Genomic DNA, 21,557 nt, shown 5'->3' on the forward strand with positions numbered 1-21,557 from the left:
GAACAAAAACTAACGTCAGTTTCAATTCTGAAGAAGAGGTGAAAGCAATGAGTTTTAATTTACGTGGTGCTGTATTAGCAAATGTATCTGGAAATTCACAAGATCAATTACAAGAAACAATTGTCGATGCAATTCAAAGCGGTGAAGAAAAAATGCTTCCAGGTCTTGGTGTTTTATTCGAAGTCATTTGGAAAAACGCTGATGAAAATGAAAAGCACGAAATGTTAGAAACATTAGAGCAAGGACTAAAAAAATAAGCAATTTGAAAATCACCTTCGCATAAGCTAAGGTGATTTTTTTCACGAAAAAATTTTTTTCTTCTCCTAAACATTTCTACTTTACTAACGAACTATGATGGAGTACAATGTTCAAAATACATTTAAACCGATCGATTTTTCTTCATATACACCATAAGATAAAAGGAGTGAATGTTTTATGCACCGTATTACGCTTGAACAAATTTTCAGACACCATATTACACAAAAATACGTAAATCGTTCTGGGATGGTCCACGCGATCGCTGTCGCTTACCATGCGTTTCACTTAGCGAAAAAGCATCATGCCTCAGTCGATGCTGCAACAAAAGCTGGTTTCCTTCATGATATCGGACACCATACGTGGTACACAGGCGGCGAATGGGACTATGATTTATATAAAAAGAATGATATACACGCAATTAAAGGAGCAGAAAGAGCTCATAAATTGCTTATTAGATTAGGAGAACATCCGAAACTAGCAAAAGAAATTTCTATCGCGATTCTTCTTCATACAGATTCTTTCTTAGTACAGCAAGAAATTGAAAGAACATCTCTTCAAAACATTATTAAATGGGCAGACGAAGCAGATGAAGAACCAGGCGGAGCGCACCATTATAGAACAATTTCTTACGAAAAAGCATTAAAAGCTATTCAACAGTTAGACCGATTGGTAGAACGTGAATTGCAAATAGAGCAATCGAAATCGCATAACAAGGCAGAGCATAGTTATCAATGAGAAAGAGGCATCACTATAGGGTGATACCTCTTTTATTATTTTATGGAAAATACACCTTTGTATGTAATATTTAAACATTACAACTAAAAGTAAAATACTTTATAATTAAATATACAAATATAAAGAGGTGATTTTATAAATGCAACCCGCTACACAACTTTCTAATGAACAGAAATACTCTATGTCATGGGGACAATTTATTAGCTCCGTTTTATTCGCTTTTTTCGGAACCGGACTTATTACTGTGTTCCTCGCAATGCCCTTAACAATCTATACAGCAGGACTTACAGATAAAAAACAAATTGCCCTGTATGAATCGATCGTAAATACTGCAAGTATCGTATTACAACTAGCCGTGTTGTTATTCTTCATTTTCAAATTCGAACCCGCAAAAAAATTACTACTACAATCATTTAACTTTAAAGCACTTAAAGAATGGCGTACATACGTATATTTACTTCTTTTCTTCGCTATAAACATTTTACTCAATTACATCTTGTTAAATTATGTGTTCCAAGACGCAACAAAGCAGCAATCTTCCGCATTAAACTTAGATGTTTTTAAGCAGTATCAAATATTATTACTTCTCGGTTTTGCAATACTTACACCAATTTTTGAAGAGCTGATTTTCCGTGGTTTTATACTCCGCTTCTTCTCAGAACGCTTTCCATTTTGGATTGCAGCCATCATAACAAGTTTCTTCTTCGGTATCGCTCATACATACTCACTTGGAGTAATGGTAATTACTTTCTTCATGGGATTATTAATGGCTATTCTATGTAAAAAAACAAAATCCATTATTCCAGCTATGTTATTTCATATTATGAATAATATGTTGGCATTTTTGAGCTAAAAAGAGGTATCATTGTGATACCTCTTTTTACTCTTTTATCACAACTTCAAACTCTTCCGTTTGCACAGAACATCAATGTAAAATCCTTACTGTCTGTAAATATTAGCTTCAAAATATCATTTTTACTACACTGATGACTTTTTTGTATAAATATCCTATAATCTTTATATATAACTATAAAACAAGCAAGGATAGGTGATTCACTATTATACAAGCCACGCAACTAACTTACCCACAAAAATACCCTATGTCACTCTCACAATTTCTATTTTCAATCGTTTTTGCGATTTGGGGAACAGGATTCCTAGCCGACCTCTTTATAGGTCTTCCTACCGTTATTTATACAGAAGGCTTAACCGATCCAAAACAAATTGCTTTAACAAAATCACTTACTACTTTTGGAAGGCATTTATTTGTATTGTGCATTTTATTAATTTTAATTTATGCATATAAGCCATTAAGAAATTTAATTGTCCCAACACTAAACTTTACAGCATTAAAAAAAGTAAGCACATACATCTATATCATTCTTTTTTATGGACTACATATCGTTAATGATATATTTATAATTAATAATATTTTTCCTGATGCGGTAAAAGAGCAGTCATCCGCTTTAGACCTAGAAATGTTAAAACAATACAAACTATTATTGCTAATAGGTGGCGCTATACTTGTACCTATTTTTGAAGAACTTATAGTCCGTGGTATTATTCTTCACTTCCTACAACAGCGCTTCCCATTTTGGATTGCAGCGTTTGGGTCTAGCTTCCTCTTCGGAATAGGTCATATGTACTCAACTGGTGTGATGTTTAGTATGTTCATCATGGGGCTATTTATGGCCATTTTATGTAAAAAAACAAAATCCATTATTCCAGCTATATTACTTCATATTATGAATAATATGTTAGCCTTTTTAGGATAAAGAGAGGTATCATCACGATACCTCTCTTTACTCTCTTATAACAACTTCAAACTCTTCTTCCGTTAACACTTTTCGATAATCCGTTTTCTTCTCTCCTTCTTCACCAGAAGTTAGGACAGGCGTCAGTATAATTTTCGTTACACGATCTTCTAGCTTTTCAAATCGCCAATAACTATTTTTGGATAAGGTAAGACCTGAATGTGGTATTAACTCGTTTCCATCTTGATCTCTCGCGATAAATTTCACCTCTAATTTTGTTCCATTCAACATTTTATAGTTCAATTTCGTAGATATAGGAGAAACTTTTAAACCTTCCACTTCTATTTTTTGACCATTTTCCAATTTAAAATGTTTATGGATTGGGATTGTTTTCGTTTCAGCTTTTATTTTGTCTCCAGATGCTTTAAAAGAAAATCCCCATTCTCCTTTCCATGTTGATTTCCCATTTTTTAAAACAATATCTCTATATACAACTTGTATATCACATTCTCCACGAATTTCTAGAGGATTCATTTCATCATCTTTTAAATCTACATTTGAGAAAAATGTATACGTATACTCGTTTATTTTTTTGTCTCCGCCACTACCACTGCCATTTAACAGTTTTCCATTTATATAAATATCAGGACTAGGATGGGACTCTTCTAAATTAATACGACTAGACTTAAACGTACTATTAACAATAATCTGCCCTTCATCTATCATCACTTCATCTAACCGCACTTCTACACCGTTATCATAAACTGTTTGTCCTATTGTCGTTGTATATTCTTTTAAAGGTTCTCCTCTACTGTTTACGTAGTCTTCCATTTTACTTCCGATTAACGGTATATCCGCAATCATCCTTCTCATATCTACAGTCATCATTATGATAAATAATGCCGCAGCGGATGTTATAATCGCTACATTCCGTTTCGTATGGGCTTTGTTCTTATTTATTTTTTTACGAATTCGCTTTTTTATTTTCTTTTTCTCTATGTGAGTTAAGTTAATCTCTTCATATTCATTCTCATCCATTTTTATATCATTTAACATTTCATATGGATCTTTCATTTCCTTCACCTCTTTTCTTATTTATTTCATCCGGTTATGTAAAAATAATGCCCTTAACTTCTTTCGACCTCTTGATAGACGATTGTATATAAAAGAAGTTTTCACCCCCATTTTCTCCGCAATAGCTTCTACACTATCCTCTTCCACGTAATGCTTCATAAAGATTTCTTTATCGTTCTTCTTTAAATGATTTAATATATGTTCCATATCATTACTAATTTCTCTTTTAGTAGTATCGGTATGTACCGCTATTTCACCTATTTGATCTATCCCTTTTTCATTTACTGTCTTCGCATATTTTCTCGCATAATCAATAGATTTATATTTTGTAATAGCTGCAATCCAATTTTTTAACGTATTTTTCTCTTCATCATACTTTTCAATATGATTCCAAATCGCTAATAACACATCATCCATACATTCCTCTTGCACATCCTGAAACGAAGCTAAATGCTTCTGAATAATACTTTTTATTAGTCCGCCGTACTGGTCGATAATAAAATATAATGCTTTTTCGCTCCTGTTCCTTAGCTGATGCGCAACATTTTCTTCTGTAATTTTCATATGCTCCCTCCTCTCTAACATGCTCTATATCTATTAATTCGTATCGGTACTACTCATTTCTATCAATTTATACATATTTATTAATAATATCCAAAATAAACCTCATGTAGTAAAATATAACTTGATTATTATAAAGGAGTTTACATATGTTCAGTATTATTTGGATGGTTTTTATGCCACTTCTCTTACTATGCGGGATTGCTGGTGGTATTTTTTTAATGGTAACAGGAATTAAACATCGGAAATTACTTGTTATCTTGATGGGGATTATTTGCTTTTCATTCGTTATAATGCCTTTTATTTTTTTTAACAAAGGTATCAATGGAGAGGCCGTTCTCCACATTCCACCTGTCCTATATTGGATACTTTTCTCTCTAGCTGGTTTATTAGCAGGATTGAATGGGGTACATTCAAAAATTAAGAGTATACGCAACATGGGACTCATTATTTTCTCAATAGGACTGTTTGCAGCTATTTGCTATCAACTCATGTCCATGCCTGATTCATCTTTTATTAATTAAGGAGTTATTACATATGGAATCTACCGGTTTATTTATTTGGCTTATCTTAGCCCCTATTTTGTTATTATGTGAAGGCATCGTTGGCATTTTTTTAATTGCTGCCGGAATTAAATATCGAAAATCACTTATCGTTATAGCAGGTTTAATTAGCATATCGCTTATCGTTGTTCCTATCATTTGTATAGGTTATGGAATAGATTTAGAGGGGATGGTTCCAATTTCGGGAACTTTATATTGGTGTTTCTTCTCTTTAGCTGGACTATTAGCTATTATAAGTGGAAGACAAGTATCAAGTATTCGTTCTATGGGGACAATGTTGTTTATAACAGGGCTGTGCTCCGTAACTGGTTATCATTTTTTATATCTCACTCTTTAACAAGACAAAAAAGCAGGGAAATTAATTCCCTGCTTTTCTATTTGGTTTATTACCTGATGGTAAGAAGAACGATAACACCCAAGCAATCCCTGCGAGTATCGTTGCAATTAAGAATGCATCGTTAATACCGTTAATTGCCGATAACTTCGAAATTTGTCCAAATAATAGTTGCGTGCTCATCACATCTCCTGCTTGAGCCGATCCAGCAATCGCTGCTAAACTTTGGCCCATACCGTGCACTTTATCAACTAAAATTGGATTTGACGTTGTTAACATGTTGCCGTAATCTGCTACGTGAGCAGTCGTTTGTTGCGTCATAAGTGTAATTAATATCGCTGTTCCAATTGAACCAGCTACTTGTCTTGACGTATTTTGCGTTGCTGTACCGTGAGAAATTAATTTCATCGGCAATGCATTCATACCAGCTGTCATAATTGGCATCATAATGAATGACATACCAATTGAACGTATAATATAATCCGTCATAATAACGCTATATGGTGTATCCATCGATAACGTTGTGAATTTATATGTCGCAAACGTTGTAATGGCTAATCCAACAATCGCTAACGGACGAATACCATATTTATCAAATAGTTTACCTGCAATAGGTCCCATGATACCCATAATTAATGATCCCGGTAGTAATAATAAACCTGATTCAATCGGCGTAAAGCCGCGAATGTTTTGCAGATATACTGGAAGTAATAACATACCTCCGAATAATGCCATTGTAACGATTGCGTTAATTACTAAAGTAAAAGTAAATACCGGATATTTAAATACTTGTAAATCAAGCATTTTATTCTCTGTTGTTAACTCTCTCCAAATAAATAACGCTAAACCAATTACACCGATAACAAGTGAAATAACAACTTCGGCACTAGTCCAACTATTATTTCCAGCTTCACTAAATCCATACAGTAAGCTACCTAGTCCAATACTTGAACTAATTACACCAAATACATCTAATTTCGTATTAGACACTGGCTGAGCTAGTGTAAAGAATTTTAAAGATAGGAACGTAATAATTAAACCAATTACAAACATTCCGTAGAACATTAAGTTCCAGCTATAGTTTTCAATAACCCATCCCGTTACAGTTGGTCCGATAGCTGGTGCTAAAATCATTGCAACACCTAGTAATCCCATCGCTGCTCCGCGCTTATTAGGCGGGAATAATGTCATAAAGATATTCATACCAACCGGCATTAAAATACCTGCACCGACCGCTTGAATAATACGGCCTGTCATCATCATTGTGAAGTTTCCTGATGTAGCACAAATGATAGATCCTACCGTGAAGAATAACATGGCCGCTACAAATAATTTACGGTACGTAAATCGTGAAACTAAAAAGGCACTAATCGGTACTAAAATACCATTTACAAGCATGAATCCTGTAATTAACCATTGGGCTGTTGATGTTGACACGTTAAATTCATTCATTAGCGGTGGCAACGCAACGTTAATGATCGTTTGGTTTAAAATAGAAACGAACATACCAAGAATTAATACTGTTACAACTGCTTTTACATTTACATTCTCTATAGGCATAGACGTTTGTTTTTTCGGTACTTCTTTTTCTTGTTTTACTTCTTCTTGCTTGCTTGTTTCTAATTCAACTACATTAGAAATTTCTACTTCTTGCTTTTGTTCTATTTCTTTCTCTTCTGTTTCCACTTTACTTACTTCTATTTTACTTACGGCTGGGACTTGTTCTTCTCCCACGTTCGTTTTTTTCTTTCGTAAAAGACGATTTACAAGGAAGAAGACGATTATACAAAATAGTGCATATCCTACAATTGCAATTGAGGACATCTCATCTCCCCCTTACTTATGAATACGAACTGACACATTCATTCCAGGAACAATATTTACTGATTTACTATGGTCTAAAGAAATTTTAACTGGTACAACTTGCTTTACTTTTGTATAGTTCGCTGTTGCGTTACTTGATGGTAACATTGAGAATGTATTTGCTGTTGTTAATCCAACTTGTTCTACTTTCCCTGTTAACGTTGTATCTGGGTATGCATCTACATATACATCTACTGTTTGACCTTTTTGAACATCGTCAATCACTGTTTCTTCAATGTTTGCTGTTACCCATAAATTGTTCATATCAAATGCATAAGCAATTGGGCTACCTGCTCCAACGAAAGCATTTGTCGTTGCGTTTGATTGTACAACTGTTGCATTTTGCGGAATTGTTACGTCTACTGTTTGTTCTCCATTTGCTGCCGCTACAGTAACCGCACCTAATTTATCATTTTCATTGTAGTTCTTACCTACTTCAGCTTTCCATTCAATTAATTTACCTGCTACTGGTGAAGCAACCGGAATTACCTTTCCATCAATTTTTGCATTGTCTGTTTTTAAGTAATTTTCCGTTTGGTTGTAATAGTAGTAACCGCCAATACCGCCGCCAACTAGTACAATTAATGTGATAATGTTGATAATTACCATTCTTCGAAACTGATTCATTGCATTCCTCTCCTTATATCGCATATAATTTTTTTCTAAACTATTTACGTCCTTATTGTTTAGATTGTTTAATTGTTAATTATATTAACTTTTAAACAAAAAAATCACACCATCTGCGGTGTAAATCGAAATTTATCTACCTGCGAGCGGTGCTGATTTCTGAAGGACTATCGTTTATAATTATAAATAATTATTTCGAATCTACAACCGACAATTTAAGTATGAAATGTTGCTTAAACAACAATATAATAACAATATGTTGTTTAAGTATATAAAATTAAACAAGGAGAAGTAAAAATGTCTATTAAAAATACAAATGATCCACGTGTAAAGCGGACGAGACAACTCATACAGGATGCTTTTGTCGCTTTAGTAGGCGAAAAAGGATTTGACGATGTAACTGTTCAACATATCGCAGAACGTGCTCCTGTAAATCGTGCTACGTTTTATAGCCATTACCATGATAAGTATGACCTATTAGACAAAAGCATTGAAGAAATGTTAGAGAAATTAACAGAAGTTATTAAACCAAAAAATAGAAATAAAGAAGAGTTTCAACTTACATTTGATTCACCACATCCAACCTTTTTAGCTTTGTTCGAACATATTGCAGAAAATGTGACCTTCTATAACGTTATGCTTGGTGATAAAGCCGCTGGAAACTACTCTTATAAAATGATGAAAACAATACAAACTCACTTAACATTAAGCTTATCGATTTCACAGCCAGATGATAAAGATCTTATGGTTCCTCGTGATATTTTGATTAGCTATGTAACAGGGGCTCATATCGGGATGATTATGTCATGGTTAAAAAAAGGGATGATATACACCCCGCATTTTATGGCCATGCAATTAACTCGCTTAATTATTTTAGGAGCTCATACTGCCGCTGGATTAGAGCGACCTTTTTAAAACATAAAAAAGCGAAGGAGAGGCTCCTTCGCTTTTTCTATTAATTAAATGTAATGTTATGTACAGCCTCTTTATCAAGACGTTTAATAACTTCTACAATTAACTTCACTGCATTTTCATAGTCATCACGGTGTAACATTGCCGCATGAGAATGAATGTAGCGCGTTGCAATCGTAATTGCCATAGACGGAATACCATTTACAGCAATGTGAATTGCACCTGCATCCGTTCCACCGCCCGCTACTGAATCATATTGATATGGAATTTCTAATTCGTCAGCAACATCAACTACAAAGTCACGTAAACCAGTATGACCAATAACAGACGCATCATATAAAATAATCTGTGGTCCATCACCCATTTTACTTTGTGCTTCTTTTGCCGTTACACCAGGCGTGTCACCAGCGATACCAACATCTACTGCGAACGCGATATCTGGTTTAATATAGTTTGCAGATGTTTTCGCACCACGAAGACCGACTTCTTCTTGTACAGTCCCTACGCCATATACAACGTTTGGATGCTTTTCATCTTTTAATTGTTTTAATACGTCAATTGCAATTGCACAACCAATTCGGTTATCCCATGCTTTTGCAAGTAACATTTTTTCATTCTTCATCACTTGGAATTCAAAGTAAGGTACAACTTGATCTCCTGGTCGTACGCCCCACTCCATTGCCTCTTCTTGGCTAGAAGCACCAATATCGATGAACATGTCTTTAATATCTACTGGCTTTTTACGCGCTTCTGGGGGTAAGATGTGCGGTGGTTTTGAACCAATTACACCTGTTACATCTCCTTTACGCGTTACAATTGTCACGCGCTGTGCAAGCATAACTTGTGACCACCAGCCACCAACTGTTTGGAAACGAAGGAAACCTTTGTCATCAATTTGCGTAATCATAAAGCCAACTTCATCTAAATGACCTGCAACCATAATTTTCGGGCCGTTTTCTTCCCCTACTTTTTTCGCAACTAAACTTCCTAAATTATCAGTAGAAAGTTCGTCCGCAAACGGCTCGATATATTTCTTCATTACTTCACGTGGTTCACGCTCGTTACCCGCAATACCACGTGCATCTGTTAATTCTTTTAGCATTGTCAATGTCGCGTCTAATTTTGTCATTGCCAACACCCTCCTTTTTCTTCAGTCACTTCATTATACAAAAGGAAATTGAAATATTCAAAAATTAAATTAGTATCCTTGTGTTTGACGCTCATGATTTACTTCGTTTTTATCTAAATATGCCTTTTCAATCTCTTCTTGTTCAAACTCTAGCGCTTGTCCAAGTCGAAGGTAGCTTGTAAATAATTCAATATAGTTCGTAATAGATGGTTGATCTGTAAAGCGAATCACCTTCGCATATGTGTCTAAGAAAATTTCTACTTGTGTTTTATTCGTTTGTGCACATTTATAGAATAGGAAGTTTTTATCAATACCTAAATCAATTCCGATTGATAAAATAAAATGCAAACCATCTACGTATTCTTCTAATATTACTTCACGTTCTGATGCTGGTTTGTTGCTCCAATATTTAAAACAACGTGTTTCATTTGCAAGTTCTCCGATTTCTACAAGAAGAGCTAACATTTTTTCTTTTAACAATTTTTTCGGTTGTAAGTCATGCTCTTTCACAATACGGTCATCTAATTCTTTTTGTAATTTAAATAGTTGTAGTAAGTCCATTCTATTGTCCTCCTCCAACATCGCATTTTACGCAACAATGTTGTTTCATCTCAAAGTTCATTATTATTTTTCGTTTCTTATTAATAAGTCAGCCATTTATCTCTTTACAAAATAGCTTGTCCTTAATTTACAAATACGTTTCAATCATCACGATTAGATTATTCACTCCGATTGGTGATAGTTAATCATTATCCGGGGATTGTCCACTGATAAAAAAATTTATTTTATCTGATGAAAGTTCCATATCATCTTTCCATTATAGCAGTGTCGTTTCAGGTAGGAAAGATACTCTTCTTTCCAAAGGGAGATAATTGAAAAAAGCCAGGAGAATTCTCCTGGCTTCATATGTATATTCTTCTATATCGCTATAGCTTTTATATTGATTTTGTCATATCGATAACGACATACTTCTCTTTGCATACAAATAAAAAACCTTAGAAGAAAAATCTTCTAAGGTTTCAACTAATTAATTAGTTAATGTTGTTTTTTGCAACTGTTGCTAATTCAGCGAAAGCTTTTTCGTCATGAACAGCTAAGTCAGCAAGCATCTTGCGGTTAACTTCGATGCCAGCATTTTTAAGACCGTGCATTAAGCGGCTGTAAGAAAGACCATTCATACGAGCTGCTGCGTTGATACGTGTAATCCATAATTTACGGAAGTCACGTTTCTTTTGACGACGGTCACGGAATGCATACATTAGAGATTTCATAACCTGTTGGTTAGCAACCTTGAATAATGTACTCTTAGAACCGTAGTAACCTTTTGCTAATTTTATAACTTTTTTACGACGTTGACGAGTAACTGTACCACCTTTTACTCTTGGCATAATATTACCTCCTAATTGTTCTATATATCAGCCGAACTTATTTTAAGTTGTCAAGCATTTGACGAATGCGTTTGAAGTCACCAGCGCTTACTACACCAGCTTTACGTAGTTTACGTTTAGCTTTTGTAGATTTGTTAGCGAATAAATGGCTTGTGTAAGCGTGAGAACGTTTCAGTTTACCTGATCCAGTCTTTTTGAAACGCTTTGCAGAGCCGCGATGAGTTTTTTGTTTAGGCATAGGTATTTCCTCCTCTATCTATTACTTATCGTTTTTCGGTGCTAAAACTAAGAACATACTACGTCCTTCCATTTTAGGCTTAGATTCAATTGTACTAACTTCAGCACAAGCTTCTGAGAAGCGATCTAAAACACGTTGACCGATTTCTTTATGAGTAATGGCACGTCCTTTAAAGCGAATTGACGCTTTAACCTTGTCGCCTTTCTCTAAAAACTTGATAGCATTACGAAGTTTTGTGTTAAAGTCGTGTTCATCAATTGTTGGACTTAAACGAACTTCTTTCATGCTAATTACTTTTTGATTTTTGCGCTGTTCTTTTTCTTTCTTCTGTTGCTCAAAGCGGAATTTACCGTAGTCCATAATGCGGCATACTGGCGGTTTCGCATTTGGAGCAACTAATACTAAATCAAGATTAAGATTTGCAGCTAAGTCTAAAGCGTCATTACGAGACTTGATTCCAAGTTGATCGCCATTGGCACCAACTAAACGTACTTCACGTGCACGAATTTGCTCGTTAATCATCATATCCTTGCTAATAGTAAGCCACCTCCAAGGTTTTCTCAGAACATATTTTGTAGTCATAGAACCCGACAAAAAAAGTGCGGGCATACGACACCCACACTTGTAAATTCTTAAGTAAGAAATACATTTACCTGTAAACTGCGAATGCGTCCATCAGGTGAGAAGCGGGTGCTTCTACTTGTTCCACAAAACAATATTCTATTATCCTTGATGAGTTTATCATAGGACATGACGTCTGTCAAGAAGACGCGATGTGTTTTACTAACAACAAGAAATATTGTAACAAACAACTAACATACTTGCAATACTTTTTTATGATAAGTATTGTTTGGTTATTTTTTCTAGTTTTTCTTTTTTATAATACATACGAAAGCCGCGGTATACCGCGGCTCTGTCTTATCGTTTTCCTTCTACTTTAATCATATCAACAAAAGCATCTAATGCGATTGTTTCTGATTTTTGTTCACCGTATTTACGTACGTTTACGCCGTTTTCAGTTACTTCATTGTCACCTACTACAAGCATATACGGAATTTTTTGCATTTGTGCTTCACGGATTTTGTAACCAATTTTCTCTTCACGAGTATCTAATTCAACACGGATGCCAGCACGACGTAGTTCATCTTGTACTTTCTTCGCATAGTCTAAATGTACTTGCGGAGAAACCGGAATTACTTGCGCTTGAACTGGAGCTAACCAAGTTGGGAATGCACCTTTGTATTCTTCAATTAAGAAGGCTACGAAACGTTCCATAGTTGATACAACACCACGGTGAATTACAACCGGACGATGTTGTTTTCCGTCTTCACCAACGTAAGCTAATTCAAAGCGTTCTGGAAGTAAGAAGTCTAATTGTACAGTTGAAAGTGTTTCGTCTTTTCCAAGAGCAGTACGAACTTGAACGTCAAGTTTTGGACCGTAGAATGCCGCTTCACCTTCAGCTTCATAGTAATCAAGACCCATTTCATCCATAGCTTCTTTTAGCATACCTTGTGCTTTTTCCCACATCTCGTCATCAGCATAGTACTTTTTAGTATCAGCTGGGTCACGGTAAGATAGGCGGAATGAATAGTTCTCTAAACCGAAATCTTTGTACACTTCTAGAGTTAAGTTTACAACACGTTTTAACTCTTCTTTAATTTGATCTGGGCGAACGAAAATGTGCGCATCGTTTAAAGTCATTCCGCGTACACGCTGTAATCCAGATAACGCACCTGACATTTCATAGCGGTGCATTGTTCCAAGTTCCGCAATACGGATTGGTAATTCACGGTAGCTGTGAATATCATTTTTATAAACCATCATGTGGTGAGGGCAGTTCATTGGACGAAGAACTAACTCTTCATTATCCATTTCCATTGATGGGAACATACCATCACGGTAGTGATTCCAGTGACCAGAAGTTTCATAAAGCTCTCTGCTTCCTAGTACTGGAGTGTATACGTGATCATAGCCTAAGCTTGCTTCTTTATCAACGATATAACGCTCGATAATACGACGGATAGTTGCACCTTTTGGTAACCAAAGCGGTAAGCCTTGTCCTACTTTTTGGCTATTAGTAAATAGTTTTAATTCTTTACCTAATTTACGGTGATCGCGCTCTTTCGCTTCTTCAAGCATACGTAAGTGCTCATCTAATTCTGCTTTCTTAACGAATGCAGTACCGTAAATACGTTGTAACATTTTATTATTGCTGTCGCCGCGCCAGTAAGCACCTGCAACGCTTAATAATTTAAATACTTTAATTTTCCCTGTAGATGGAAGGTGAACACCACGGCAAAGGTCGAAGAATTCGCCTTGCTCATAGATTGAAATAACTGCATCTTCTGGAAGATCGTTAATTAAATCTAATTTTAACTCATCGCCGATTTCTTCAAAGCGACGAAGTGCTTCTGCACGTGGTACTTCATGACGAACGATTTCTAAGTTCTCGTTCACGATTTTTTGCATTTCTTTTTCAATTTTCTTGAAGTCTTCAACTGTAATTGCTTCTTCCATATCAATATCGTAGTAGAAGCCATTTTCGATTACTGGACCAATACCAAGCTCAAGCTTAGCATCTTTATATAAACGTTTTAACGCTTGCGCTAAAAGGTGGGCTGTTGAATGGCGTAAAATGTATAAGCCATCTTCAGAATCTAATGTAATAATAGAAACTGCACCATCTTCTTCGATTGGTGTAACAAGATCGATCATCTCATCGTTTAATTTTCCAGCCACAGCTTTTTTCTTTAAGCCTGGGCTAATAGAAGCTGCGATTTCTTCAGTTGTTACGCCTTTTGGAAACTCCTTCACAGCTCCATCAGGGAAAGTAATTTTAACTACATCTGCCATCACTGGTCACTCCTCTTTTTTTCAAAATAAAAAACACTCATCCCGTAAAAAGGGACGAGTGTTGAATTCGTGGTTCCACCCTTGTTCCAATTAACCTTATCGTTAATTGCTCAAGTTCAACATAACGGTGTTGTCCGTTAGCAATTACTAGAAAAACCGTTCACTGCTAAAGTTTAGAGGTGGTAAGTAATAATCCCGTACTAGGAAGCTCACACCCTAAGGCTTCCCTCTCTGAAAATCGTAGAAAACTACTCATGTCCTCATCATGACATTTCAATATATTTCATTTATGTAGGTAATTATATGCTCAAAAACTTAGAAAATCAAGGGCGTTACCTTTATTTTTTAAATTTTTCACATTGCGTTCAAACTCATGTAATCCATGTAATTGGACCCGTTCTTGAAATACATTTCGCAAAGTAATAATCATATTATGGTCTTGTTCTTTCGTATATAAATAAATTTTTTTCGGGGAAATAGAGAGAAGTGGTGCAATTACTTTCGTATCAATATATACATCCTTTTGCTTTAATAATTCCTCATCTATATATTGGACCAATTTCTCCTGTTTTAAACGCCTACCTTTATCATCATAGAAAATAAAGCTTTCATCAAAAATAAGATGCACACAGGACAAACGTGATTTTCGGCTACGCACTTGTTGCCTTAGCGTCTCAATAAACATTTGATATTCTTGTTCCAACTTATACTCATCAATCGACACTTCAGCAAGCTTAGCTACCATTTCCCTATATGTACGAAGGCGAAAACGAATATATGATGAAAAAGAGAACGAAAGCGGATCACAAAGCCAGTTATTTAAAGAAGATTTAATATATGATTCAAATGTATGACGTGTTAATTCATGAGCAATCCCTTTTCTTCTTCCCTTTAAAATCTCTTGTGCCATCTGCAATATTTGATGACACTCTTCCTCTTCTTCATAAAAAAACTTTTCTTTTAAGATTGTATAAATCCACTCATTTTGCTTTACATTCACAATGAAATATACCATAACTGGCAATAAAATCTTTTCAATATAATTCGATTCACATACTGGTATGTGAATCACCACTTTTTGTTCCTGTAAATACACACTCGTTTCCTTATATAACAGTTCAGCCCTTTTCAATAGTTGTTTATATACATGCATAGCATCATTTTTTTCTTCGAAGCAAATTTCAATCACTTTTGTCCCCCCTTTTATCCCTGCTCTAAAGGATTGTATCTATACGTTACAAATCCTATAAGAGTCCGTCCCGCGTGAAGTTCACTCTTAGTAGAATTACATTTCCTATCGTTAGAAAATCCACTCGATATGGCTTACTAATTTTATATATATTAAGGGAGGGAGAAAAAAATGATACAAGCTACAATGAATTTTCCATAAGAACTTTTCGTTTTACAATTCACCTAGTCTAAAAAGTGTTCAAAACGAAAAAAGAGCAAGCTTTTCAGCTTACTCTTTACTTATGACGTCGGTTTTTCCCGCCAATTGGAATTGGCTTCGCTAAATATTTAATTCGTTCCATAATACGTGCTGCTTTCATTTGTTCTGCTTCACCACGCTGTGTATACGTTAAATGATGTTCCAATTCCTTAAAATCAAAGTTAGACGTAAAGAACGTCGGTAAGTTTTCTAACATACGGAATTGCAAAATTGCCCCAAGCACATCGTCACGTACAAAGCTTGACATCGCTTCTGCTCCGATATCATCTAGCATTAAAACTTGTACGCGTTTCACCGCATCAATCTTTTCCCCAATCGAATTATCTTGAATCGAACTTTTAATTTCACGTAGAAATTCAGGGAAGTATACGAGCATCGAACTTATTTTCTTTTGAGCAAGCTCGTTCGCCATTGCTCCTAACAAATACGTTTTCCCTACACCAAATTTACCGTACAAATATAAACCTTGTACTTTTTTACCAGGTTCATATGTACTTAAAAATTCATTGGCTGCACCAATTGCATCAATACGCGCATCTAAATCTGAAGGATCTAAGTTTTCCATCGTTGCCTGTAAAATGTCAGTTGGCATATATACACTTTGAACGAGTTTTTCATATTTCTTTCTCTCGTCATATGCTACTTTTCTAACGCAACGATCGTATTGAATATCAATCATCTTCCCTTGGATAACGAGCTTCGGCTCATATCCTTGCAGCATGTTTTTACACGAACCTAGATCTGGACAATCTGCGCAACCTACACTTTGTCCGATATATTCGTATAACTTCACAAGACTGCGCTCAATCATAGAAGTTGTTACTTCACCTTGATGTTCGTCTATAAATTCTTTCACACGCGGATGTGCCATTACTTCCGCCTTTAATACTTCATATCTATTTTTAAAATTTTTATTTTCCATTAACTTTGCAAATGAATTTTGAATATGCTCCATTTTCTCACCTCAAAGAGCGTTCATTCTCTTCTATTAATCACGCTTATATTTTTTTAACACTTCTTCTAGTCGTTTTCGTTCATCATCTAACGTACTTGCATCTTTTTTCTTACTTACATCTTTCTTCACTGTTTCTTTCTCTTGTTCTTTCGGCTCTTCTTTTAGCCAATCTGGTACCATTTCTTTTCTTATCGTTTTCTTCGACGTACGGCCTTTTTTCTTCGTCTCAGCCCATTCTTGATATTGACGATTTTCTTCTTTCGCTAACGCCATTGCTTCCGCTACTGTACCGACCTTTTTACGTGCCCAATGACCCGCAATTTTCTCCACATACGTTTTCGCAAGTTTCATATCTGAGCGTAGCATAACGTAATAAATAAGTACATTCACAACACCTGGCGTTAATTTTTGGCTGATCATTACATCTTCAACAATCTGCAAGTCAGCCTTTGTCGCCTCTGCACCACCAGAGATTTCTTTCAATAGTTGTTTTGGTGAGATTTCCTCTAACTGCTTTATTAACATCTCTTCTTGCGTAGAAGGCTCTTTTCCTTCCATCATACGTGCAGCGTGAGGTTGTACTCTTTCACTTAATACAGGTAACGCTTGACCGTTTTCGAACTGATACCAATCACGTGCTCCTTTTCTAAGCCTTTCGATATCAATTGTCTGCAGCTCTGTCACCGTACCTAGAACGATGTTTTGCATCGATAACACATCTACATCATACACGTAAGCAAGTGTAATGACACATTCTCGCACTTGATCTGTAATCGCCTTTTTAGGGACAAGCGCGGACAAGCCATCTACAAATAAGGAGAAATCAAAGAAATCATTCCAAACTTTTGGAGCGTCTCCCTTCTCGTTACTTGGCATAGCTGTCGTTTTTGGAATACGAAGATCTTCTTGCGCATGCTCAAGCTGTCCTGGATTAAACGAACCAAACACATCATTGAAAGAACGCGTAACATTTTCATAAGAAGCAAAATCAAATTCTTCTTCTAAGAAATATTGCTTTACTTGATTATATTTTGTCCGGCTCAATCGATTGTATAAAAAGATGCTTAACACAATATCATCAAAAAACTGTTTCGGAGATAAAGGTGGTTGCAATTCGTATATAAACATTCGAATATCTTTTTCTTTCTTAATATATACCTTCAAAAGCCCAATTGCCTCTAACTTTACTCGTTCCTCATATATTTCGGGAAGCTGCATTTGCATGGTCACCATAAGGGAATGATGTGTATTCTCTTTTCCAAACACACGATCTTGCTCTAACTCTCCCCATAGCGTCATGTACAGGCTAAAAGCTCTACTACCTACTAATGGCTGATACAACATCGTTAACACTTTTCGGTCGTAATTATGCAGTAACCCTTTCGCACTTACTTTATAACGATCAATTGGCAATAGCTCCATCCATGACTGTTTTTCCATTCTTGCTTTTCCTTTCTCTCATCCAATCTATCCTCTACTTCATTCGTTCTATCTTCATTATATAATTTCTTAGCGAAAAAGAGCTATTAGCTTTCGCTTCTAGCTCTCTTATCTCATTCCTTACGGTATGTAAAGAGAATAAAATACAACTTCTACTCTCTTTCTTTTTGCAGTATATCTTTTAATTCTTCAATAAATACATTTAAATCTTTGAATTGGCGATATACAGAAGCAAAACGCACGTAAGCAACATCATCAATATCACGCAGTTCTTCCATAACAATTTCACCAATCATATCACTTTTCACTTCTGATATACCTAAATTACGAAGTTCACGTTCCACACTTTGAGTTACTTCTTCTAATTGCCTTAAAGATACTGGTCTTTTTTCGCACGCTTTAATTAAGCCGCGTAAAATCTTTTCTTTATTAAACTCTTCACGTGTGCCTTCTTTTTTTACAACGATAAGAGGTGACTCTTCTACTCTTTCAAATGTCGTAAAGCGACTTAAACAACTTTCACACTCTCTCCTTCTTCGAATAGAGCGCCCCTCGTCTACCGGACGCGAATCTAACACTCTTGTACCATTATGAGAACAGGATGGACAACGCAATATATTCACTCCTTTACACTATACTCTTTATTTTTCCTCTACTTACTTCATCTGACAATATATATACAATATTATATAACTCATTCTAACTCTCTTACCAGTTTAAGTTTACGCACATTATTTTATCATCTCGTTTTCAAAAATAAGATGGGAGACGAGGCGTTAACTTATTCATAAGAGCTCAATTTATCTAACTAACGAGTACGTTATATTTTTCCTTTTTTATAAACTAAAAAAGAGGTGCATTATACACCTCTTTACATTTTAAATCAATTATGTTCTTTTTTAAAGAGCTTTTGTTTCTCTCTGCTTAATTTCGAAGCTACCAGTGCCTCGAGGAAGCTCGATGCTCTCACGCGTTTTCGCGTTTAAACCTTCTGCAATATATTCTGCAGCAACATTTGGATCAATACGATCCCCACAAGTATAAACATCGATACTTGCGTAACCGTGCTCCGGAAAGCTATGAATTGTTAAATGTGATTCCGAGATAATTACTACTCCACTTACACCTTGTGGTGCAAATTTATGGAAAGCCACCTCACGTACTTCAGCACCAGCTCTCAGTGCTGCATCCACAAATAATTGTTCAATATACGGCATGTCATTAAGCTTGTCGAAATCGCAATCCCAAAGTTCAGCGATCACGTGACGACCCATCGTATCCATAGTATCCATTCTACAGTTCCCCCTTGTAAATTTATTCTAACTGTTCGAATTGAAAACTAATTTGCAATTTGGCTTGCTCCACTACCACGGGGGAAAGTTAGTCCAGAGAGGTCCTAACCCTTTAAGTAGTGACTACGTACCTCAGCTCTTAAGTTTACGAGTGTTAGTATACTTTGTTTATTTTCATTTTGCAACAACAGTTTTTTCGATTTTCTGTCATATTTTCCTCTTTACTTTTCCCTAAAAAAAATAAATGATTCACAAATTCAGTAAACACAACGTTTCGTGGTATGTCCACTTTCAAAAATATACTTATATAATTTTTTTCCTTTTCAGAAAAAAATAAAAAAAAGAGGGCAAATATTCAATTGCCCTCTCCCTTATTTACTTAAATATGTTGCACATTTTCTTGTTTCGCTAATTCGTCAACAACTAACGTTACAAGATCTACAACACGACGAGAGTAGCCCCACTCGTTATCATACCAAGCAAGTACTTTTACTTTACGATCACCCATTACCATTGTAGATAAACCATCAATGATAGCTGAGTGTGTATTTGTATTGAAGTCAATAGATACTAAAGGCTCTTCGCTGAATTCTACAATACCTTTTAATGCACCGTTTGCAACAGTTTTAAATGCTTCATTAATAGCTTCAACTGTCACATCACGTTTTACATCTACTACTAAGTCAACAAGAGACACGTTTGGTGTTGGTACACGAAGTGCCATACCATGAAGTTTTCCGTTTAAGTGCGGAAGAACTTTTGCAAGCGCTTTCGCTGCACCTGTCGTTGTCGGAATGATTGATTGTCCGCAAGCACGCGCTCTTCTTAAATCTTTATGTGGGTTATCAATATTTTTTTGGTCATTTGTATAAGCGTGAACAGTTGTCATTAAACCGTTTTCAATTCCAAACTGCTCATCTAACACCTTAACAACAGGCGCTAAACAGTTTGTTGTGCAAGATGCATTTGAAATAACAGTATGTTTTGTAATATCTAATTGGTCTTCGTTCACACCAACTACAATTGTTACATCTTCATTTTTACCAGGCGCTGTTAAAATCACTTTTTTCGCTCCAGCTTCAACATGAAGAATTGCTTTTTCTTTTGAATTAAATTTACCAGTTGCTTCAATTACAACTTCAACACCTAAATCTGTCCAAGGCAATTCCTTTGGATCGCGGTTGTTTAAAAGGCGAATCATTTTCCCATCAACTAATAAGTGATCTTCAAATGCTTCTACTGTTCCGTCAAACTTACCGTGAACTGTATCATATTTAATTAAATGTGCTAACGTTTCAGATGGATAGCTTGCATTGATTGCTACAATTTCGAATGCGCTTTCTTTTATTGCCTGACGAAATACCATTCTCCCAATACGTCCAAATCCATTAATTGCCACACGAGTCATAATATGTTATCCCCCTTGAATGCGTTATACTATTTATCTCCAATCCCAATAATAGTATAACACAAAAAGGGGATATGTCACTAAGCATTTTCATTAATTTCACAATTTTTTAGTCAATAATGTTCCAATTCTTTAAAATCACCTGTAATTGTGTTTTCGTTCCCATAATTGTGCCATCATTATTTATCACTTCATCTGCATTCTTCACTTTTTCTTCTAACGGCATTTGAGATTGAATACGCGCCGTTGCTTCTTCTTCTGAAAAATTATTTCGTTTCATTAAACGTTCTAATTGTGTATGTGGCTTAACTGCTACAACTAAAACACGATCAACGAGACTTGTTAATTTCCCTTCAAACAGAAGAGGAATATCTAACACAACCGCTTGCATACCTTCTTTTATGTACATTTCCTTTTGCGTATTCATTTCCTCACGCACTGCAGGATGAACGATTTTATTTAACTGCAATCGTTTTTCTTCATTATAGAAAACGACACTTCCTAATTTCGGCCGGTCCAGTTCTCCATCTTCTTGTAATACTTCCGTTCCAAACACTTCTACTATTTTGTTATATGCTGGTTTTCCTCGCTCTACAACTTCTCTCGCAATAATATCCGCATCAATAACTGGTATACTCAGTTCACGAAACATGTCTGATACCGTACTTTTCCCGCTTGCAATGCCTCCTGTTAATCCAATTACTACTGTCATCATACCCC

Annotated in this window: 24 protein-coding genes and 2 other annotated features; of the genes, 7 read left to right on the forward strand and 17 right to left on the reverse strand. The window is 35.6% G+C overall.

Features of this window, described 5'->3' with window-relative positions; all coding sequences use genetic code 11:
* Positions 1-47 precede the first annotated feature (47 nt).
* The 4 genes from sspI (at position 48) to ACHZK0_RS22195 (ending at position 2,768) form a co-directional block, all read left to right on the forward strand.
* Entirely contained in the window at positions 48-257 is a 210-nt protein-coding gene (gene sspI, locus ACHZK0_RS22180; protein WP_000009509.1) for a small acid-soluble spore protein SspI, read from the forward strand.
* Positions 258-435: 178 nt separating this feature from the next.
* Entirely contained in the window at positions 436-993 is a 558-nt protein-coding gene (locus ACHZK0_RS22185) for an HD domain-containing protein (protein WP_395760875.1), read from the forward strand.
* 139 nt (positions 994-1,132) lie between these two features.
* The gene (locus tag ACHZK0_RS22190) at positions 1,133-1,846 is read left to right on the forward strand and encodes a CPBP family intramembrane glutamic endopeptidase (protein WP_262740105.1); all 714 of its coding nucleotides are present in this window, start codon (positions 1,133-1,135) and stop codon (positions 1,844-1,846) included.
* A gap of 247 nt (positions 1,847-2,093) precedes the next feature.
* Entirely contained in the window at positions 2,094-2,768 is a 675-nt protein-coding gene (locus ACHZK0_RS22195; protein ID WP_262740106.1) for a CPBP family intramembrane glutamic endopeptidase, read from the forward strand.
* A gap of 27 nt (positions 2,769-2,795) precedes the next feature.
* Here the strand turns inward: ACHZK0_RS22195 and ACHZK0_RS22200 are convergent, their stop codons facing one another.
* Together ACHZK0_RS22200 and ACHZK0_RS22205 are read right to left on the reverse strand one after the other, a co-directional pair.
* A complete protein-coding gene (locus tag ACHZK0_RS22200) occupies positions 2,796-3,821 on the reverse strand; it encodes a DUF4179 domain-containing protein (RefSeq protein WP_395760876.1) in 1,026 nt (341 codons plus the stop codon).
* 21 nt (positions 3,822-3,842) lie between these two features.
* The gene (locus ACHZK0_RS22205; protein ID WP_262740108.1) at positions 3,843-4,385 is read right to left on the reverse strand and encodes a sigma-70 family RNA polymerase sigma factor; all 543 of its coding nucleotides are present in this window, start codon (positions 4,383-4,385) and stop codon (positions 3,843-3,845) included.
* A gap of 146 nt (positions 4,386-4,531) precedes the next feature.
* On the opposite strand from ACHZK0_RS22205, the gene ACHZK0_RS22210 reads away from it, so the two are divergent.
* Complete coding sequence (locus ACHZK0_RS22210; RefSeq protein ID WP_262740109.1) at positions 4,532-4,906, forward strand: ammonia permease; 375 nt, start codon at positions 4,532-4,534, stop codon at positions 4,904-4,906.
* 13 nt (positions 4,907-4,919) lie between these two features.
* Positions 4,920-5,282: an ammonia permease gene (locus tag ACHZK0_RS22215; RefSeq protein ID WP_262740110.1), complete on the forward strand. Its 363-nt coding sequence runs from the start codon at positions 4,920-4,922 to the stop codon at positions 5,280-5,282.
* Between the two features lie 21 nt (positions 5,283-5,303).
* Here the strand turns inward: ACHZK0_RS22215 and ACHZK0_RS22220 are convergent, their stop codons facing one another.
* Together ACHZK0_RS22220 and ACHZK0_RS22225 are read right to left on the reverse strand one after the other, a co-directional pair.
* Complete coding sequence (locus tag ACHZK0_RS22220; protein ID WP_270341947.1) at positions 5,304-7,103, reverse strand: DHA2 family efflux MFS transporter permease subunit; 1,800 nt, start codon at positions 7,101-7,103, stop codon at positions 5,304-5,306.
* Positions 7,104-7,115: 12 nt separating this feature from the next.
* Positions 7,116-7,769: an HlyD family secretion protein gene (locus ACHZK0_RS22225; protein ID WP_395760877.1), complete on the reverse strand. Its 654-nt coding sequence runs from the start codon at positions 7,767-7,769 to the stop codon at positions 7,116-7,118.
* A gap of 297 nt (positions 7,770-8,066) precedes the next feature.
* On the opposite strand from ACHZK0_RS22225, the gene ACHZK0_RS22230 reads away from it, so the two are divergent.
* Positions 8,067-8,684 (forward strand): TetR/AcrR family transcriptional regulator, encoded by a 618-nt coding sequence (locus ACHZK0_RS22230; protein ID WP_395760878.1) that lies wholly within the window; start codon positions 8,067-8,069, stop codon positions 8,682-8,684.
* Between the two features lie 40 nt (positions 8,685-8,724).
* On the opposite strand, the gene ACHZK0_RS22235 is transcribed toward ACHZK0_RS22230, so the two are convergent.
* The 13 genes from ACHZK0_RS22235 to coaE all read right to left on the reverse strand — a co-directional run bounded on the left by ACHZK0_RS22235 (position 8,725) and on the right by coaE (position 21,549).
* A complete protein-coding gene (locus ACHZK0_RS22235) occupies positions 8,725-9,810 on the reverse strand; it encodes a M42 family metallopeptidase (RefSeq protein WP_000163547.1) in 1,086 nt (361 codons plus the stop codon).
* A 69-nt stretch (positions 9,811-9,879) separates the two neighbouring features.
* Positions 9,880-10,371 (reverse strand): dUTP diphosphatase, encoded by a 492-nt coding sequence (locus tag ACHZK0_RS22240; RefSeq protein WP_000365056.1) that lies wholly within the window; start codon positions 10,369-10,371, stop codon positions 9,880-9,882.
* A 470-nt stretch (positions 10,372-10,841) separates the two neighbouring features.
* Positions 10,842-11,198, reverse strand: a complete 357-nt coding sequence (gene rplT, locus ACHZK0_RS22245) for a 50S ribosomal protein L20 (RefSeq protein ID WP_001138364.1) — start codon at positions 11,196-11,198, stop codon at positions 10,842-10,844.
* A 37-nt stretch (positions 11,199-11,235) separates the two neighbouring features.
* Positions 11,236-11,436, reverse strand: coding sequence for a 50S ribosomal protein L35 (gene rpmI, locus ACHZK0_RS22250; RefSeq protein WP_001125946.1), 201 nt, complete (start codon positions 11,434-11,436; stop codon positions 11,236-11,238).
* Between the two features lie 21 nt (positions 11,437-11,457).
* A complete protein-coding gene (gene infC / locus ACHZK0_RS22255) occupies positions 11,458-11,961 on the reverse strand; it encodes a translation initiation factor IF-3 (RefSeq protein WP_000973214.1) in 504 nt (167 codons plus the stop codon).
* A 62-nt stretch (positions 11,962-12,023) separates the two neighbouring features.
* Positions 12,024-12,144 (reverse strand) — a sequence feature (ribosomal protein L20 leader region).
* Between the two features lie 210 nt (positions 12,145-12,354).
* Complete coding sequence (gene thrS, locus ACHZK0_RS22260) at positions 12,355-14,292, reverse strand: threonine--tRNA ligase (protein ID WP_000786073.1); 1,938 nt, start codon at positions 14,290-14,292, stop codon at positions 12,355-12,357.
* A 47-nt stretch (positions 14,293-14,339) separates the two neighbouring features.
* Positions 14,340-14,568: a binding site (T-box leader), on the reverse strand.
* A 31-nt stretch (positions 14,569-14,599) separates the two neighbouring features.
* The gene (gene ytxC, locus ACHZK0_RS22265; RefSeq protein ID WP_262740113.1) at positions 14,600-15,481 is read right to left on the reverse strand and encodes a putative sporulation protein YtxC; all 882 of its coding nucleotides are present in this window, start codon (positions 15,479-15,481) and stop codon (positions 14,600-14,602) included.
* Between the two features lie 277 nt (positions 15,482-15,758).
* Positions 15,759-16,697 (reverse strand): primosomal protein DnaI, encoded by a 939-nt coding sequence (dnaI, locus tag ACHZK0_RS22270; RefSeq protein ID WP_000400114.1) that lies wholly within the window; start codon positions 16,695-16,697, stop codon positions 15,759-15,761.
* Positions 16,698-16,730: 33 nt separating this feature from the next.
* A complete protein-coding gene (locus ACHZK0_RS22275) occupies positions 16,731-18,137 on the reverse strand; it encodes a replication initiation and membrane attachment family protein (protein WP_395760879.1) in 1,407 nt (468 codons plus the stop codon).
* Positions 18,138-18,289: 152 nt separating this feature from the next.
* A complete protein-coding gene (gene nrdR / locus ACHZK0_RS22280; protein WP_001203687.1) occupies positions 18,290-18,751 on the reverse strand; it encodes a transcriptional regulator NrdR in 462 nt (153 codons plus the stop codon).
* A gap of 285 nt (positions 18,752-19,036) precedes the next feature.
* The gene (speD, locus tag ACHZK0_RS22285; protein ID WP_002003660.1) at positions 19,037-19,420 is read right to left on the reverse strand and encodes an adenosylmethionine decarboxylase; all 384 of its coding nucleotides are present in this window, start codon (positions 19,418-19,420) and stop codon (positions 19,037-19,039) included.
* Positions 19,421-19,808: 388 nt separating this feature from the next.
* Positions 19,809-20,837, reverse strand: a complete 1,029-nt coding sequence (locus tag ACHZK0_RS22290) for a glyceraldehyde-3-phosphate dehydrogenase (protein WP_061677050.1) — start codon at positions 20,835-20,837, stop codon at positions 19,809-19,811.
* A gap of 109 nt (positions 20,838-20,946) precedes the next feature.
* Positions 20,947-21,549, reverse strand: coding sequence for a dephospho-CoA kinase (gene coaE, locus ACHZK0_RS22295; protein WP_262740115.1), 603 nt, complete (start codon positions 21,547-21,549; stop codon positions 20,947-20,949).
* Between the last annotated feature and the right edge of the window lie 8 nt (positions 21,550-21,557).

Source organism: Bacillus sp. 3G2 (assembly GCF_044324725.1).
Classification (GTDB): Bacteria; Bacillota; Bacilli; order Bacillales; family Bacillaceae_G; genus Bacillus_A; species Bacillus_A mobilis.